The sequence below is a fragment of the uncultured Sphingopyxis sp. genome (assembly GCF_900078365.1).
GTDB lineage: Bacteria > Pseudomonadota > Alphaproteobacteria > Sphingomonadales > Sphingomonadaceae > Sphingopyxis.
This window is the reverse complement of record NZ_LT598653.1, coordinates 2,501,466-2,517,708: the sequence shown is the minus strand read 5'-3', so window position 1 is coordinate 2,517,708 and position 16,243 is coordinate 2,501,466. Positions and strand designations below refer to the sequence as shown.

Annotated in this window: 19 protein-coding genes; 14 read left to right on the top strand and 5 right to left on the bottom strand. The window is 67.1% G+C overall.

Annotated features, from left to right (window positions below):
* Nucleotides 1-31: 31 nt before the first annotated feature.
* The 7 genes from QZL87_RS11665 (at nt 32) to QZL87_RS11635 (ending at nt 5,860) form a co-directional block, all read left to right on the top strand.
* Nucleotides 32-940: a DUF4886 domain-containing protein gene (locus QZL87_RS11665; protein ID WP_295319518.1), complete on the top strand. Its 909-nt coding sequence runs from the start codon at nt 32-34 to the stop codon at nt 938-940.
* A gap of 387 nt (nt 941-1,327) precedes the next feature.
* Nucleotides 1,328-2,086, top strand: a complete 759-nt coding sequence (locus QZL87_RS11660; RefSeq protein WP_295319516.1) for an SDR family oxidoreductase — start codon at nt 1,328-1,330, stop codon at nt 2,084-2,086.
* A 33-nt stretch (nt 2,087-2,119) separates the two neighbouring features.
* A complete protein-coding gene (locus QZL87_RS11655; protein ID WP_295319513.1) occupies nt 2,120-2,545 on the top strand; it encodes a hypothetical protein in 426 nt (141 codons plus the stop codon).
* Nucleotides 2,546-2,570: 25 nt separating this feature from the next.
* Nucleotides 2,571-3,029, top strand: a complete 459-nt coding sequence (locus tag QZL87_RS11650; protein WP_295319510.1) for a carboxymuconolactone decarboxylase family protein — start codon at nt 2,571-2,573, stop codon at nt 3,027-3,029.
* 111 nt (nt 3,030-3,140) lie between these two features.
* Nucleotides 3,141-3,725, top strand: a complete 585-nt coding sequence (locus QZL87_RS11645; RefSeq protein ID WP_295319508.1) for a glutathione binding-like protein — start codon at nt 3,141-3,143, stop codon at nt 3,723-3,725.
* 79 nt (nt 3,726-3,804) lie between these two features.
* Nucleotides 3,805-5,019, top strand: coding sequence for a bifunctional alpha/beta hydrolase/OsmC family protein (locus QZL87_RS11640; protein ID WP_295319506.1), 1,215 nt, complete (start codon nt 3,805-3,807; stop codon nt 5,017-5,019).
* An 88-nt stretch (nt 5,020-5,107) separates the two neighbouring features.
* A complete protein-coding gene (locus QZL87_RS11635; protein ID WP_295319504.1) occupies nt 5,108-5,860 on the top strand; it encodes an NAD(P)H-binding protein in 753 nt (250 codons plus the stop codon).
* Between the two features lie 6 nt (nt 5,861-5,866).
* On the opposite strand, the gene QZL87_RS11630 is transcribed toward QZL87_RS11635, so the two are convergent.
* The 4 genes from QZL87_RS11630 to QZL87_RS11615 all read right to left on the bottom strand — a co-directional run bounded on the left by QZL87_RS11630 (nt 5,867) and on the right by QZL87_RS11615 (nt 8,816).
* A complete protein-coding gene (locus QZL87_RS11630; protein ID WP_295319501.1) occupies nt 5,867-6,289 on the bottom strand; it encodes a DUF1810 family protein in 423 nt (140 codons plus the stop codon).
* Between the two features lie 13 nt (nt 6,290-6,302).
* Nucleotides 6,303-6,587 (bottom strand): GNAT family N-acetyltransferase, encoded by a 285-nt coding sequence (locus QZL87_RS11625; protein ID WP_295319499.1) that lies wholly within the window; start codon nt 6,585-6,587, stop codon nt 6,303-6,305.
* 101 nt (nt 6,588-6,688) lie between these two features.
* Nucleotides 6,689-7,351 carry an NAD(P)H-dependent oxidoreductase gene (locus tag QZL87_RS11620; protein WP_295319497.1) on the bottom strand — a complete coding sequence of 221 codons (663 nt, stop codon included), beginning with the start codon at nt 7,349-7,351 and terminating at the stop codon, nt 6,689-6,691.
* Between the two features lie 13 nt (nt 7,352-7,364).
* Nucleotides 7,365-8,816 (bottom strand): PLP-dependent aminotransferase family protein, encoded by a 1,452-nt coding sequence (locus tag QZL87_RS11615; protein WP_295319495.1) that lies wholly within the window; start codon nt 8,814-8,816, stop codon nt 7,365-7,367.
* Between the two features lie 246 nt (nt 8,817-9,062).
* Here QZL87_RS11615 and QZL87_RS11610 point away from each other — a divergent pair, with 246 nt between their 5' ends.
* The 4 genes from QZL87_RS11610 to QZL87_RS11595 all read left to right on the top strand — a co-directional run bounded on the left by QZL87_RS11610 (nt 9,063) and on the right by QZL87_RS11595 (nt 13,100).
* Nucleotides 9,063-9,716, top strand: a complete 654-nt coding sequence (locus QZL87_RS11610) for a CDGSH iron-sulfur domain-containing protein (protein WP_295319493.1) — start codon at nt 9,063-9,065, stop codon at nt 9,714-9,716.
* Nucleotides 9,717-9,793: 77 nt separating this feature from the next.
* Nucleotides 9,794-10,441, top strand: coding sequence for a response regulator transcription factor (locus tag QZL87_RS11605; RefSeq protein WP_295319491.1), 648 nt, complete (start codon nt 9,794-9,796; stop codon nt 10,439-10,441).
* A 230-nt stretch (nt 10,442-10,671) separates the two neighbouring features.
* Nucleotides 10,672-11,067, top strand: a complete 396-nt coding sequence (locus QZL87_RS11600; protein ID WP_295319489.1) for a response regulator — start codon at nt 10,672-10,674, stop codon at nt 11,065-11,067.
* Entirely contained in the window at nt 11,064-13,100 is a 2,037-nt protein-coding gene (locus QZL87_RS11595; RefSeq protein WP_295319487.1) for a PAS domain-containing sensor histidine kinase, read from the top strand. Before QZL87_RS11600 ends, QZL87_RS11595 begins: the two co-directional genes overlap by 4 nt.
* A 43-nt stretch (nt 13,101-13,143) precedes the next feature.
* Here QZL87_RS11595 and QZL87_RS11590 read toward each other — a convergent pair whose 3' ends face one another.
* Nucleotides 13,144-14,202 (bottom strand): alpha/beta hydrolase, encoded by a 1,059-nt coding sequence (locus QZL87_RS11590; protein WP_295319485.1) that lies wholly within the window; start codon nt 14,200-14,202, stop codon nt 13,144-13,146.
* A gap of 150 nt (nt 14,203-14,352) precedes the next feature.
* Between QZL87_RS11590 and QZL87_RS11585 the strand changes: the two genes are divergently transcribed.
* The 3 genes from QZL87_RS11585 (at nt 14,353) to QZL87_RS11575 (ending at nt 16,221) form a co-directional block, all read left to right on the top strand.
* On the top strand, nt 14,353-15,135 hold the full coding sequence (locus tag QZL87_RS11585) for an alpha/beta hydrolase (RefSeq protein ID WP_295319483.1): 783 nt from the start codon (nt 14,353-14,355) through the stop codon (nt 15,133-15,135).
* An 85-nt stretch (nt 15,136-15,220) separates the two neighbouring features.
* Nucleotides 15,221-15,739: a hypothetical protein gene (locus QZL87_RS11580; RefSeq protein WP_295319481.1), complete on the top strand. Its 519-nt coding sequence runs from the start codon at nt 15,221-15,223 to the stop codon at nt 15,737-15,739.
* Nucleotides 15,739-16,221 carry a YetF domain-containing protein gene (locus QZL87_RS11575; RefSeq protein ID WP_295319479.1) on the top strand — a complete coding sequence of 161 codons (483 nt, stop codon included), beginning with the start codon at nt 15,739-15,741 and terminating at the stop codon, nt 16,219-16,221. The genes QZL87_RS11580 and QZL87_RS11575 overlap by 1 nt, the downstream gene beginning before the upstream one ends.
* Nucleotides 16,222-16,243 lie beyond the last annotated feature (22 nt).

Sequence of the window (16,243 nt, the reverse complement as noted above, 5' to 3'; positions counted from 1 at the left end):
GGGGCTTCGATCCACTGGACCCCTGAAGGCCATGTCGGGAGCAGTGCTGCTGGCGCTGGCGGGGTGCGCGCCCGGCCAGGCGGTCGCCGGCACCGCCCCGCATGGTGAAGCCGTCGCATCGGCGGCCGAGCCCAAGGCGGCGCCGAAGACGATCCTCTTCATCGGCAACAGCTTCACGCAGGGCGCGCATTCGGCGGCGCGCAACTGGCGCGCGGGGTCGGTCACCGATCTTAACAAGGCGGGCTATGGCGGCGTCCCCGCGCTGTTCAAGCTGTTCACCGAGCAAATGGGGCTCGATTATCGCGTCAGCCTCGAGACGCAGGGCGGCAAGACGCTCGGCTTTCACTATGACGAGCGGCGCGCGCTGTTCGACCGGCCGTGGGACGTCGTCGTGCTGCAGGAACTCAGCACGCTCGACCGTGCCAGGCCCGGCGACGCCACGAATTATCTGCGCGACGTCGCGCGGCTGACCGCGCTGTTCAAGGCGCGCAATCCCGCGGTCGACATCCGCCTCGTCGCGACCTGGACGCGTGCCGACCAGACTTACAAGCCCAAGGGACATTGGTATGGCAAGCCGGTGACCGCGATGGCGGAGGACCTGCGCGCCGCCGCCGATCGCGCGCGCGTCGCCAATCCCGGCGTGACGGGCGTATTGCCGGTCGGACAGGCATGGAACCGCGCGATGGGGGAGGGCGTCGCCGACCCCGACCCCTATGACGGGATCGGCTACGGCCAGCTCGACCTCTGGGCCTATGACCATTATCACGCCAGCGTCGCGGGCTATTATCTTTCGGCGCTCGTCACCTTCGGCGCGGTCACCGGCATCGACCCGACGAAGCTCGGCCCCAAGGAAAAGGGCGCCGACGAGCTTGGCCTGTCGGACGCTCAGGCCGCCGCGCTGCAACGCGTCGCGCGCGACACGCTCGCCGCTGCGTCCTGATCCATCGGGAAAAATGGGAGCCGGACAGGTAGGATGCTCGCCTGCCAATTCGTTGGCCGCAGGGAGAAACCGGAAAAACCCCTGCGTTCATCATCCCTGTCGCGTCCGATTAACACGGCTCCACAAAGTCCGCAGTCCGATGCGGTCGAGACGGACCGCGCGGGGGAGGGGGAGGCTGCGCGATCCGTCTCGATGCGGCGATTAGAACAGCGCGTTCCCGCTCCGGTAAGGTCCGAATTCTGACCGCCTGATTGTACCAACGGCGCGCGCGGCCTCCCCATGGTACAGTGGCTTTCGCACCTCTCAGGTCTGCATGAGCGACGCTCGCCCGGTTATCCCCATGGCAACGGACGCAACCCGCGTCGTTGCAGGGAAAGGGCAGCAGCCATGAAGATCGTCGTGATCGGCGGAACCGGGCTCATCGGTTCAAAGGTCGTCAGCAAGCTCAATGCGAAGGGGCATCAGGCGGTCGCCGCCGCGCCCAACACCGGCGTCAACACGCTCACCGGCGAAGGGCTTGCCGAAGCCCTGACCGGCGCCGAGGTCGTCGTCGATCTCGCCAACTCGCCGACCTTCGACGAAGCGGCGATCGACTTCTTCACGACCGCGGGCCGGAATGTCGCGGCGGCCGAAAAGGCCGCGGGCGTCGGCCATCATATCGCGCTCTCGGTCGTCGGTACCGAAAAAATGGGGGTCAGCCCCTATTTCGTCGCCAAGCAGGCGCAGGAAAAGCTGATCCGCGACAGCGGCATTCCCTACACGATCATCCACGCGACCCAGTTCATGGAGTTCCTGCGCGGCATCGGCCAGGCGGCCGTCGTCGGCGACGAGGTCCGTCTATCGCATGCCTTTATCCAGCCGATGGCGGCCGAGGACGTCGCCGATGCGGTGACCGCGGTGGCGCTCGCCGCGCCCGCCAACCGGATCGTGGAGATCGGCGGTCCCGAGAAATTCCACCTCGACGAGATCGTCGGCAAGGTGCTCGCCTTCGACGGCGGTACGCGGCCGGTCGTCGTCGACCCCGAGGCGCGCTATTTCGGCCTCCGGCTCGAGGATGACACGCTGATCCCCGGACCCGGCGCCAAGCTCGGCGCGACGCGCTTCGACTGGTGGCTCGAAAACGTCCCGCCGCTGCCGAAGAAATAACTTCGCTCGCGATTTTTCAGGGGAGAGAGTGTCATGCTCAAGACCATCTGTATCTGGACCGCTATCATCCTCGGCATCGGCGCTGAAGCGAACGCGCTCTTCATGCTCCATTCGCCCGCCGACTGGTATCTCGCCGTCCCCGGCGTCACGACCACCGGGCCGTTCAACCAGCATTTCATCCGCGACATCGGGCTGATCTACCTCTTCGTCGGAACCGCGCTTCTCGTCGGAGTTTTTCGCCCGCAATATCGCATCCTCTTGTGGACGACCGCGGCGCTCTGGCTGTCGGGCCATGCGCTCTTCCACTTCTGGGAAGTCGCCGTCGGCATTTGCGGCCCGTCCGCGCTCGCGCGCGATTTTCCCGCGGTCACCTTGCCCGCGATCCTCATCGCGCTGCTGTCGATATGGGCGGCCGCCGACGCCCGGCAGACGCGCGCGGATACCGCCCCCGATCAATAACCCCCCAGCAAACAGGAGAAGACCGATGACCCCTCGCATGAATATCTTCCAGGCCGCCCCCGACGCGATGAAAGGCATGCTCGCCGTCGAGGCGGCGTTCGAAAACTCGGGCCTCGAACACGGCCTTGTCGAACTGGTGAAGCTGCGCGCGTCGCAGATCAACGGCTGCGCCTTCTGCATCCATATGCACGTCACCGACGCGGTGAAGCATGGGGAGAGCGATATGCGCATCCACCTGCTCGACGCTTGGCGCGAATCGCCGCTCTACACCGACCGCGAACGCGCCGCGCTGAACTGGACCGAAAAGCTGACCCGCATCGGCAAGACACACGCGCCGGACGCCGATTACGAGCTGCTCAAGGCGCATTTCGACGACAAGGAAATCGCTTATCTGACTGTCGCGATCGCCGCGATCAACTTCTGGAACACGGTGCAGATCAGCCTGCGCGCGGTCCATCCGGTCACACAGGCCGCCGCGGCCTGACGAGCCCACGGCCCCCGCGTGCCGGACACCTGACCCTGCCGTCCGGCACCACCCCGCCGCCGGGATATCGCCCTCCGCTATCCCGGCGGCCCCCTTTTCAGGAGAGGATCGATGAAGCTCTATTATTGCCCCTGGGCCTGCAGCCTCGCCGCCCATATCGTGCTCCACGAGGTCGGCGCACCGTTCGCGAATGAGAGCGTCGACATCCGCACCAAGATCACCGCGAGCGGCGCCGATTTCAACAGCGTCACGCGCAAGGGCTATGTCCCCGCGCTCCGCCTCGACGATGGCGAGATCGTTACGGAGAATATCGCGGTGCTCGACTATCTCGCGGATGTCTATCCGCAATTCGGGCTCGACGGCCCGCTCGGCCGCACCCGGCTGGTCGAGGCGCTCGCCTATATCTCGACCGAACTCCACAAGAGCTTCAAGCCCTTCTGGCACAATGGCACCGACGAGCAGAAGGCCGCCGCGAGCGCTTATATCACCGCGCGGATGCGTTATCTCGGCGACACGATCAAGGGCGACTATCTGTTCGGCGACCAGCCCACCGTCGCCGATTTCTACCTGTTCGTGAACACGCGCTGGGCCGAACGCTTCGGGGTCGAAATTCCGCCCGCGATCGCCGCGATCCATCAGCGGTTGAACGCGCGTCCGGCGGTACAGGCGACGCTCAGGGCCGAAGGCCTCGCCTGACGGCGCGCCGCCGCATCGCCTCCGCGCGATTTGTGCTAGGCACGACCGATCGACTGACCATGACCGGAGAGAGAGAGAGATGCCGACGCGCCCGTTCGATTTTCCCAACGTCGCCGGAGATCGCCTTTCGGGACGGCTCGAGCTGCCGGTCGGATCGACGCGGGCGTGGGCGCTGTTCGCGCATTGCTTCACCTGCGGCAAGGACAACAAGGCCGCGGTGCGGATTTCGCGCCGCCTGGCGGGCGCCGGCATCGGCGTGCTGCGGTTCGATTTCACCGGGCTGGGCGCGAGCGAGGGCGATTTCGGCTCGTCGGGTTTCAGCCATGATGTGAAGGATCTCGTCGCCGCGGCGGAGGCGATGACCGCCGCGGGCATGCCGCCGATGCTGCTCGTCGGCCATAGCCTCGGCGGCGCGGCGGTGCTCGCCGCGGCGGAGTCGCTGCCGGGCGTCCACGCCGTCGCGACGATCGCCGCGCCTTTCGACGTCGAACATGCGCTCGGCCAGTTCGAGCCCGACGCGCTCGCGAAAGTCGAGCGTGAAGGGCGTGGAACGGTGTCGATCGGCGGGCGTCCGTTCCTCGTCGGCCGCGAGCTCGTCGCCAATTTGCGCGAACAGGATCAGGGCGCGCGCGTTGCGCGCCTGAAGCGCCCGTTGCTGCTGCTCCATTCGCCGATCGATCAGGTCGTCGGCATCGAGAATGTCACGAACCTCTATCTCGCCGCGAAACATCCCAAGAGCTTCGTCTCGCTCGACGGCGCCGATCATCTGCTCAGCGACACGCGCGACGCCGATTTCGCGGCCGACATGATCGCCGCTTGGGCGCAGCGTTATCTTCCCGCGATGCCGCCGACCGCCGAAAGCCGCTTCGACGCCTGTGCCGAGGAAACGCGGCTCGGCAAGTTTCAGCTGGCGATGCGCGCGGGCAAGGCCGCCTTCATCGCCGACGAGCCCGAAAGCGCCGGCGGGCTCGGATCGGGCCCGACGCCCTATAATCTGCTCTCCGCCGGGCTCGCCGCCTGCACGACGATGACGCTGCGCCTCTTTGCCGATCGCAAGGGCTGGTCCGTCGACCGCATCCGCACCGGCGTGACCCACCGCAAGGAAAAGGATCAGGAGAGGCCCGATATCTTCAGCCGCCGGATCGAGATCGAAGGCGACCTCGACGAGGCGCAGCATGCCGAACTGCTCGCGGTCGCCGACCGTTGCCCCGTCCATCGCACGCTCGAGACCGGCTCGCGCTTCGAGCCGACCCAGGTGGGGTGGGAGACGAGCGAGGAAGTAATTTCTACTTAGTGCAGGGCGATTGTCGTGTCTCGGTCCTGCCGCGCTCCTCGCCAGCGGCGTAGACTCGGCGACGAAATCTGTCGCGGAGTGAAGATCCATGAAAATCACCATCATCGGAGGAACCGGCCTGATCGGCCGCCGTCTCGCCGCGCGGCTGCGCGATGCGGGACATGATGTCATAGCCGCGGCGCGCTCGACCGGCGTGAACACGATGAGCGGCGAAGGACTGGCCGAGGCGCTTGCAGGCGCGGAAGTGGTCGTCGATGCCTCCAACTCGGGTTATGGCGATGTCGCGGACATGCGGCGCTTCTTCGCCGCCTCGAGCGAAAATCTCCTCGCGGCCGCCCGCGCCGCATCGGTCGGCCATGTCGTCGCCTTGTCCGCGGTGGGTGCGGACAGGTTGAAGGGCGGATATTTCCAGGCCAAGCGCGGCCAGGAAGAGCGGATTGCGGGTGCGGCAGTGCCGTTCACGATCCTGCGCTCGACCCCCTTTTTCGAGTTCGTCTACAAGATCGTCGATGCCGGCGGCGACGGTGACCGGATGCGCCTTGCGCCCGTCACCATGCAGCCGGTCGCCGCGGACGATGTGGTCGATGCGCTGGCCGCTCTCGTGACCGAGGAACCGGCGAACGGCATCGTCGAGGTCGCCGGCCCCGATATTTTCGGCCTCGCCGATCTCGCGCTTCAGGTCCTGACCGCGCATGAGGATCCGCGCTGGATCACGATCGATCCCGACGCTCTCTACTTCGGCGCGCGTTTCGATGGCGAACCGCTCGTCTGCGACGATCGCCGGCGGCGGGCCCCGACGCGCTTCGAAGACTGGCTGCGCGACTGGATCGCCTTCGCCTGACAGACTCTAGCTGTAGCGGCTGACCCGCACGATCGTCTCCTCGTCGACCAGATTGTCGAACCAAGTGATCAGCACCGACCGCAGCAGCACTTCGTTCGAGGCCTCCGCGAACAGGGTGAGCGACGCGTGCAGCTTCGCCGCATCGACGTCGCCGAACACCTCGCGGGCGCTCGTCCGCACGAGGCGGAAGAGCGTTTCGACGCTTTCGCGGTATCGGTTGCCGAGGAGCGGATAGTCGAGATAGGCGACCGCCTCGTCGAGCGAGGAGAGAGCATAGACGCTGTCCTCGCCATCCTCGCGGCCAAGGCGCGGGAAGATGAAATCCATATAGGGCGTACACATCGCGCCGCGGCGCAGGATGTCGATCGCGTCGTCATAGGCTTCGGCCTGCGCCGCGACGAAGCGCGCGAGATTATATTCGTCGATCATGACCGTGCCCCGATCAACCGGCGACGACGTCGGCATATTCGGGGTGGCGGCCGAAGAAATTGACCATGAACTGACAGCGCAGCACCGCCCGGCGGCCGGTCTGCCGCATCAGGTGGACGGCGCCGTCGGCAAGCTGCGAGGCGATGCCCATGCCCCAGAATTCGGACGGCACCTCGGTGTGGATCATCACCAGCCGGCCTTCCTCGTCGACGCGGTAGAAGGCCGCCGCGGTCGATCCGTCGGGCAGGTCGAGCTCGAAACAACGCTTTTCGGCATTATCGACAACTTCGGCGTCCATGGCAGCTCACCTTTGCTTGAAATGGAAAGAGACAGGAACAGCCTAGGCCTACTGCGGCGCCGCGACAGACCCAAGGGCTGCCGATATGATTGTACCGTGGCTTATCCGGCCTGCGACAGCGCGGCGCGGGGCACGGCGCGGCCCCAGCTTCCGGCGAGCGCGGCGAGTTCCTCTTTCGCGCGCGCCAGCGCCGCCGCCCGTTCCTCCTCGCGCGCGAATTGCAGCGGCTGGGCATCGACGAAATGCGCTGCGTCGACGCCGATGAAGCCGAATGCCGCGCGAAGCGCGGGCGTCAGCGCATCCATCGCGGCAAAGGGGGTGCCCGGCCGCAGATCGACGCCGCGCGTGGTGACGAACAGCAGCTTCTTGTCGCCGAGCGTGCCGACATAGCGCCCGTCGTCGGTCGCGATATAGGTCAGGCCGCCGCGCACGATGGTATCGACGAACAGCTTGAACGAAGCGGGCATCGTCCAATTGTGCATCGGCATCGCAAAGACCAGCGCATCGGCGCTCAGCAGGCGGCGGCACAGCGCGTCCGATACGCTCAGCGCCGCGCGCATTTCGGGCGTGCGGTCCTCGGGCGGCGTATAGGTCGCGCGGGTGAAGATCTCGCTGATCGGCGGCAGCGGCGTCAGCGCCAGGTCGAGATAGTCGACCGACAGCGACGGGATATGCGCGCGAAGCCGGTCGACGAAAAAGCGCGACAGCGTCCGCGAACTCGAATTGACGCTTTTGGGGCTCGCATCGACATGCAGCAGCTTCATTTCCAGTTCTCCTTCAGGCCGCCCGCGCCGAAAGCGGCGCGGCTGTTCCTTCGTCGATCAGCGCCGCGAGCGCGTCGCACGCCTTGTCCAATATCTGCGGGCGCAGGTTGGTGACGCACAGGACCAGCCCCGGCTGGCCCTCTGCCGGATCGGCGTTCCAGATCGACAGCGGCGCCGGCGCGATGCCCAGTTCGGGCGCGTGCTTCGCCAGCGCGACATCGTCATGGCCGCGCGGCAGGTGCGCGATCACCGCCAGCCCGGCGAAAGCATCGACCCTTATATCGCGATCGAGCCGCGCGTGCAGCGCGTCGCGGCGCTCGCGGTACAGGCTCTTCATATGGCGCAGGTGGCGCAGGAAATGCCCGCCCGCAAGGAAGTCCGTCAGCGCGAGCTGCGTCGTTACGTTCGGCGCGGGGTTGAGATAGCCCGCGACCTCGCCGAAGCGCGCCGCGAGCGCCAGCGGCGCGACGACGAAGCCGAGGCCAAGTGCCGGGCTGAGCGTTTTGCTGAACGACCCGATGTGAATCACGCGCTCGGCGCCCGCGCCTGAGGCAAGGGCTGGTGCCGCCCGACCGTCGAGCTGCAGTTCGCCGAGATAGTCGTCCTCGACGATCCACGCCTCTTCGCGCGCCGCCCAGGCGAGCAGCGCCGCGCGGCGTTCGGGCGACAGGGTGACGCCGGTCGGCGCCTGCTGCCCGGGCGTGACGAGCGCGAGCGCGGCGTCGGGCGCGAGGCGCACCCCCATGTCGACGCGAAGGCCCTTGGCGTCGACCGGCACGGGCACCGGCGTCACGCCGCCGATCGTCAGCCCCATGCGCGCCACCGGATAGCATGGGTCCTCGACCCACGCGGCGCGGCCCTGCACGCCCAGCGCGAGCAGCGTCAGGCAGAGGCCGTTCTTGTATCCGCTGGTCAGGATAATCTGGTCGGGGTGGCAGGATATGCCGCGCGTGATCGCAAGCTGCGCCGCGATTCGCTCGCGCAGTTCGGGCTCGCCGCGCGGATCGGGCGGGCCGACGGGAGCCATCGCGTTCGTCCGCACCGCGCGGGTGCGCAGCCGCGCCCACAGCTTGGCGGGAAAGGCGTCCTGCGCCGGCACGCCCATCTGAAACGGCAGCGGGCGCAACGAAAAGCCGCGTTCGAGGTCCTGCAGCGGGCGCGGAATGTCGATCCGCTTCGCCTCGACGGGGCGCGGCGCGGCGCGTTCGGCGACCCGCGTCCCGGCGGCGCCCGCCGAAAAGACGAGAAATTCGTCGGCGAGCGCCTCATAGGCGGCCTTCACCGTGCCGCGTGCGACGCCGAGCTGCGCCGCGAGGTCCAGCCACGACGGCAAGCGCGTTCCGGGGCGCAGCCGGCCCTCGACGATCGCGGCGCGCAGCGTCCCGGTGATCTGCGCGGTAATCGGTGTCGAATGCGTCCGGTCGATCGCGAAGGCGACACGCCCGGGGTCCCATGGTGCAGTCATCTCGTCACCTCATGGTACTGTTAAACCTCTTCCGATGCCCCGGAGGCTACGCCCGCCGTGCCGCGTCTGTCGAGGCGGGGGCGACCTATACGAAGGTTCAGGGTGGCTTGCCTCGGCGTCTAGCCTCGGGGGGCGATCGGATCGCGATTTGGTACAGTCGCCTTGACCGCTCTCGCATCTGACGTCGCCCACGCCGCCGTCCGATAAGGACTCGCCGCCATCGCGGCCGCGAGGAGGGTTAGGACAATGGCTGTCACCGAAACAGGCGATCCCGTCGATCGCGCCGAAGGCAAGGACATCGCCGTGAAATTCGACGGCAGGCGCTGCATCCACGCGCGCTTCTGCGTCACCCGCGCGCCCGCCTCCTTCCTCGCCGACGTGGAGGGGCCGTGGATTCTCCCCGACGCGAGCGAAATCGAATATCTCTGTTCGGTGATCCGCGAATGCCCGTCGGGGGCGCTGACCTATGAGCGCCGCGACGGGCAAAGCGAACCGGTGCCGCCGGTCAATCTGATCAGCCTGCGCGAAAACGGCCCCTATGTGGTGCGCGCCGACATGTCGCTCGACGGCGAGAAGGCGGGTTTTCGCGCCACGCTCTGCCGCTGCGGCGCGTCGAAGCGCAAGCCGTTCTGCGACAAGTCGCATAAATATATCGGCTTCGAGGCGACCGGCGAGCCGCCCACCGACAAGGGCAAGAAACTCGCGGTGCGCGGCGGCCCGCTCGCGATCGAGCCCGAAGCCGACGGACCGCTCGAAGTGCGCGGCAATCTGGAAATCATCAGCGGGACGGGCCGCACCGTCGCGTGCGTCGACCATGCGCGCCTGTGCCGCTGCGGCGCGTCGAAGACCAAGCCCTTCTGCGACGAAAGCCATCGCCGGATCGGATTTCGCAGCTTATGATCGCGTCATCGGGCAACCTGCCGGCCGGACCGGAGCCGGGCCCAGGAACTCCGCAACGCCGCTACCCGGAGGGGGGAATGACGACAACCGCCGATTATGAAGCTCCGCTGGTCCTCATCGTCGACGACGACGAAGAGGTGCGGACCGCGATCAGCGAGCTGATGCTTTCGGTCGGGATCGAATCGACCTGCTACGGCTCGACGCGCGAGCTGCTCGAATCGCCGCTGCTCGAACGCGCCGGCTGCCTCGTCCTCGACGTGCGCATGCCGGGGTCGAGCGGGCTCGATCTCCAGCAGCAGCTGGCGGCGGCGGGCATCGCCAAGCCGATCGTTTTCCTGACCGGGCATGGCGATATTCCCATGTCGGTGCAGGCGATGAAGGCGGGCGCGGTCGACTTCCTGACCAAGCCGGTGCGCGACCAGACGCTGCTCGACGCGGTCGTCGCGGGCGTCGAGCGCGACGTCGCCGAGCGGGCGAATGCCAGGATCGTCCAGCAACAGGTCGAGCGTTACGCGACGCTGACGCCGCGCGAAACTCAGGTCATGCGCGAAGTCGCGCGCGGGCGGCTCAACAAGCAGATCGCCTACGACCTCGGGATTTCGGAAATCACGGTGAAGCTCCATCGCAGCAATGTGATGAAGAAGATGCAGGCCGCGACCGTGGGCGAGCTGATCCGCGCGTGGGAGAAATTGCCCGAACGATTGCGTGAGACCGAAGGGGCCTAGGACCGATCGCCATTCGATTGCTGGAGAGCCGAAAATGTTGGTTTTCCGGGACCCTGAGCGCAGCGTGCTTTTGGCACGTGAGCAGCGGAAGCGCGGAAGGCCGCCATTTGCAGGCCGCCAGGAGCCGAATGGCGATCGGTCCTAGACTTTGGTATGGTTACAAAGCCTTGCAAGCTGGGCAACAGTGGCGGGGTTGGCCGGTTGGGTCGTGAAGAAAAGGGCTGAATCGCTTGCCCAAAGCACCTCTTGTCGCGGTTGTGGATGATGACGAAGCCATTCGCGAAGCCTTGTGCGATCTGCTGATGGTCACCGGACTGGAATGCAGCGCTTTCGATAGCGCGCAAGCGTTTCTGAACGGCAATGGGCCGCCCGCGGTCGATTGCCTGATCACCGACGTGCGGATGCCGGGAATGAGCGGGCTCGATCTGCTCGAACGGATGCGCGCGGGCGGGTCTAAGCTGCCCGTCATCGTGCTTACCTCGGTTCTCGACCCGGGCGCGCGGACGCGGGCGTTCGACCTTGGCGCCCAGGCCTGGCTGACCAAGCCGGTCGCCGACGAGGCGCTCCTTGCGGAACTGCGATCGGCGATCGGCGAGGATGACTGGCCCGAAGAGCCGGGACGATGACTCCGGCCGCCGACGAGCCGCCGGTCGCGGCCCGGGCATCCGAACCCGAGATCGCGGATTTCGCATCCGAGAGCGTGATCATTTTCGACATCGAAGGCGCGGTCCACTATTGGAACCCGGCGTCGGAAGCCCTGTACGGCTGGCCCGCGCTGACCATGATCGGCCGTGGCATCGGTCATTTGTCGACGCGCAGCGAGAATGAGCGCGAGCATTGGCGCATGCTGCTGCAGGAAGGGACGTGGCAGGGCGTCGTCAGCCGCCGCACCCCGTCGGGCATCCACATCGCCGTCGACATCCGCCAATATGTCCGTTTCGCGCAGGATGGAACGCCGCGCGACGTCATCGAATATGGCCGCCAGTCGCTCAGCGACGGCGCCGTGCCGGGCGCCGACTGGCATATTCCCGACCGGCTGATGGCGGCGAGCTGGGAGATCGACGTTGCCGCCTCGCAGCCGCTGATCGCCGAAATCGCGCGGTTGCGCGGCGAGCCCGGCGCCGACGCGCGGCTCGATGCGCGATACCAGCAACTGGTCAAGGCGGCGCGGATCGTCAACGTCAACGAACGGACGATGCGCCTCGTCGGCGGAAATCGCGGGCGCGACCTGATGATCGGCCAGCCGGTCGCCGGCTTCTGGCCGCTCGAGAGCCGCGCGGCGCTCGGCGAGCTGATCGTCGATGCGATGACCGGCCAGACCGAGGATGCGACCTATCGGCGGCAACTGCCGTCGGACGGCATCTTGCGCGACCCTCTGGTGACGGTATGGCGGGCCGAAGCGCCCGGCCGGGTTTACGCGGCGGTCAATGGCGCGGTCGACGACGACCGTTCCTATGTCTATTTGCGCGCCAGCGAGGCGCGATACCGCAAGCTTGTCCACCATATGCCGATTGCGCTCTGGCAGGTCGACGCGAGCCATATGGGCCGGATCTACGCCGACATCCGCGCGACCGGCGTGACCGATTTCGCCGCTTATCTCGACGCGAATCCGGGCCTCGTCGAACTCGCCGCGACGACGGTGCGGGTCACCGACGTCAACCGCGCCGCGGTGGAGATGCTCGGCGGCGCCAGCGCGCTCGATCTGATGCGGCCGGTCGGCTATCTGTTCACGCTCAGCCGCGCCTCGCTCCACAATGTCATGGTCGGCCGTTTCAACGGGCAGACGAGCCATAGCGAGCTCACCAAGGTGGAGACCTTCGACGGCCGCGTGCTCGACGTCCGCATGTCGGTCACCTATCCAAAGATACTCGCCGAGCTCGACGTGACGATCTTCAGCTTCGAGGATGTGACCGAGCGGCTGAGCATCGAGGCCGAGCTGCGCCAGCTCCAGGCCGATTTCACCCATGCCGCGCGCATATCGACGCTGGGCGAACTGACGACGTCGATCGCGCACGAGATCAACCAGCCGCTCGCGGCGATCATCACCAACGCCGAAACGAGTCTGCGCTGGCTGTCGCGCGACGATCCGAACGTCGAAAAGGTGAAGGCGCTGACCACGCGCATCGCCGCGAGCGGGCGGCGCGCAAGCGACATCGTACAGCATATCCGCGGCATGGCGTCGAAGCGTCAGCCCGAACGGCTCGCGATCGACCTCAACGAGATCGTGCAGGAATCGCTGATCTTCATCCGCCACGAAATCGAATCGCAGTCGATCGGCATCACCGCCAATCTTGCCCGCGACCTTCCGCCGGGCATGGGGGATCGCATCCGGTTGCAGCAGGTGGTCGTGAACCTGATCATCAACAGCGTCCAGGCACTCGACACGCAAGGGTCGGGCAAGCGCGAGATATTCATCGACACGCACCGGACCGAAGGCGGCGCGCTCGCCTTCACGCTCCGCGACACCGGCCCGGGGATCCCGCCGCAAGATCTCGACCGGATCTTCGAGGGTTTTTTCACGACGAAGGAGGCGGGCATGGGCATCGGCCTCGTCATTTGCCAGTCGATCATCGCCGAACATGGCGGCTCGATTGCGGCGTCCAACCATCCCGGCGGCGGCGCGCAATTCCGCTTTGAAATTCCCGTCGAAACCGCCTGAGGGAGCGCGGGAAGCGGCGCATTGCCGCCTCCCGCGATGTGCTTCAGGCGGCAAAGACCTGCCGCAGATAGCCGATCGCCTGCGCCACCGCGCCGCGCGCCGCCGGGGTTTCGGCGATCGGGTTGAGCATCATGAAATCGTGGATCGTGCCATTGTAGCGGACCGTGGTGACCGGCACGCCGGCTGCCGCGAGCTGGCGGCCATAGGCTTCGCCCTCGTCGCGTAGCACGTCATTCTCGTCGACGATGAGCAGCGCGGGCGGCAGACCGGCGAGCTGTTCGGCCGAGGCGTTGACGGGCGAGGCGAATATCTCGCCGCGCCGCGCGGTGCCGGGCAGATATTGGTCCCAATACCAGGCCATCGCCTTCGCGGTCAGCCAGGGGCCGTCGGCGAACTGCTTGTAGGATGCGCTCGCCATCGAGGCGTCAGTGACGGGGTAGAAGAGCAGCTGCGCGACGAAGTCGGGGCCGCCGCGCTCCCGGGCCATCAGCGTGACCGCCGCGGTCATATTGCCGCCGACGCTGTCGCCTGCGACGGCGATGCGCGCGGGGTCCGCGCCAAAGACCTCCGCATGGTCGGCGACATGCCGCGCGACCGCATAGGCCTGCTCGATTGCGTTCGGATATTGGCTTTCGGGCGCGCGGTCATAATCGACGAAGATCAGCACCGCTCCGGCGCCCGCCGCCAGCTCGCGGACCAGCCGGTCGTGCGTCTGCTTGTCGCCGAGCACCCAGCCGCCGCCGTGGATATAGACGATCGCCGGCAGCGTTCCCGCTGCGTCGGCGGGCCGCACGACGCGGATATCGGTCTTGCCAGCGGGGCCGACGGGCAGCGTGCGGTCCTCGCTGAGGGTGCCGGGAAGCGCGACCTGAACCGATTGCTGGACGGCGGAGAGGACGCCGCGCGCGTCGGCCGGCGATAGCGTATAGATCGGCGGCCCGTCGGGCAGGCCTTCGACAAAGGCCCTGGTCGCGGGCTCGAGCGGGGAGGGGGATGCGATGGTCTTCATCATGTCGATCCTTTCGATCTGGACGGGAAGGATGCCCGCCGCGCCCTCGGCTGTGCCCGCGCCGCCCCGCTTCCAGCTATCGTGCCGAAGCATGTTCGCGGCTGGCGAAGCCGCGGTGCCGGCCTGTCCTTTGGTATGGAGCCGGCGGCGCCCGCGCGTGGCGGAGGCCATACTTTGATCCGATAGGCGGCGCCGGCGCTGCGGCGCATGGCGGGACCCGTCAATCGCAAGAAGGATGATCCCATGTATCGCTCCATTCGTTCCGCGGCGCTCGCCGCGCTGCTCTTCTCGGGCGCATCCGCCGCGCAGGCGGCCGGCGACACCGCCAAGCCGACCGTCGTGCTCGTTCACGGCGCCTTTGCCGACTCCTCGGGCTGGAACGGCGTGATCGAACGCCTCGAAAGCGACGGCTATCCGGTCATCGCGGCGGCGAATCCGTTGCGCAGCGTCGCGGGGGACGCCGAAAGCGTCGCGTCGGTGGTCCGCTCGATCCCCGGCCGCGTGATCCTCGTCGGTCACAGCTATGGCGGCATCGTCATTACCGAGGCGGCGAAGGGCAACGCCAATGTGCAGGCGCTCGTCTATGTCGCCGGTTTCCTGCCCGACACGGGCGAATCGGCGCTGACGCTTTCGGTCAAATTCCCCGGCAGCACGCTCGGCGACGCGCTCGCGCCGGTCGGCCTGCCCGACGGCGGAACCGACCTCTATATCCAGCCGGGCAAGTTCCACGATCAATTCGCAGCCGACGTGCCCGAAGACCAGGCGACGCTGATGGCCGCGACGCAGCGGCCGGTGACGCAGGATGCGCTCAGCCAGCCGGCGCGCGCCGCGACGTGGAAGAGCCTGCCGACCTATGTCATCTATGGCGCCGAGGACCGGAACATTCCCGCCGCGACGATGCGGTTCATGGCCGATCGCGCGCACGCCCGCAAAACCGTCGCGATCGCGAACGGGTCGCACGCGCTGATGGTTTCGCACCCCGGCGAGGTCGCCGAACTGATCGAAAGCGCCGCGACGGAACGCTGAGCCGGCGGAACGAACCGCGACGTCAGGCGTCCAACATAGGCTCCGGCCGCTTACTCGGGGCGTCGCGGCGAGGCAGGAGGATCGGATGCAGGCGCTCGAAGGACTGGAGGATGCGGGGCCGTCGCGCCAACGCCTTTGGGACCGGCACGCCAGTCCGATCTCGATCCTCCTCCTCGGCAGCCTGCTTCTCGCCGCCGTCCTCGGTTTCACCGGCGGCCAGCCGAGCCCGCCGCGCACCGCCGACTTCGGCGATGCCCGGCTGACCGTGAAGACGCCCGCGATCATCCGCAACGGTGAATTTTTCGAGACCGACGTGACGCTGACCGCCGACGCGCCGCTCGACGATGCGGTGATCGCGGTGACGCCGTCGCTGTGGCACGACATGACGGTCAACACGATGATCCCGGCGCCCGCCGAGGAGAGCTTCGCGGACGGCTATTTCCGTTTCTCCTACGGCCCGCTCGAGGCCGGGGAGCGGCTCCACGTCAAGATCGACGGCCAGATCAACCCGCCGCTGTTCGCGGGCACGCGCGGCGAGATCGCGCTGTTCGACGGCGGCCGGCGCGTCGGTTCAATGCCGCTCAGCATCAAGGTGCTTCCCTGATGGATATCGTCCTGCGCGCCACGGTGATGTTCTTCATCCTGTTCCTGCTCATCCGCCTGCTCGGCAAGCGCGAACTCGGCCAGATGACGCCGTTCGAATTCGTCGTGCTCGTCGTGCTCGGCGACCTGATCCAGCAGGGCGTGACGCACAACGACTTCAGCCTGACCGGCGCGACGCTCGCTATCTGCACCTTCGCCTTCTGGGCGCTGGTGCTCAGCTGGACCGCCTATCTGGTCCCGCGCGCGAAGGATCTGCTCGAAGGAACGCCGCGGGTGGTCGTGCGCGACGGCGAAATCGTGAAGGAGAATCTGCATCGCGACCGGCTGACGCGCGACGAGATATTGTCCGAAATGCGGCTCGCCGGGATCGGGCGGATATCCGACGTCGCCTGGGCTATCCTCGAGCCGCAGGGCAAGATGAGCTTCATCAAGAAGGACGAGGGCGACGCCCGCCAGCAGGACCGCGACGATCCGGCCGACTAGACCCATTGCGCGAAATCCGAAG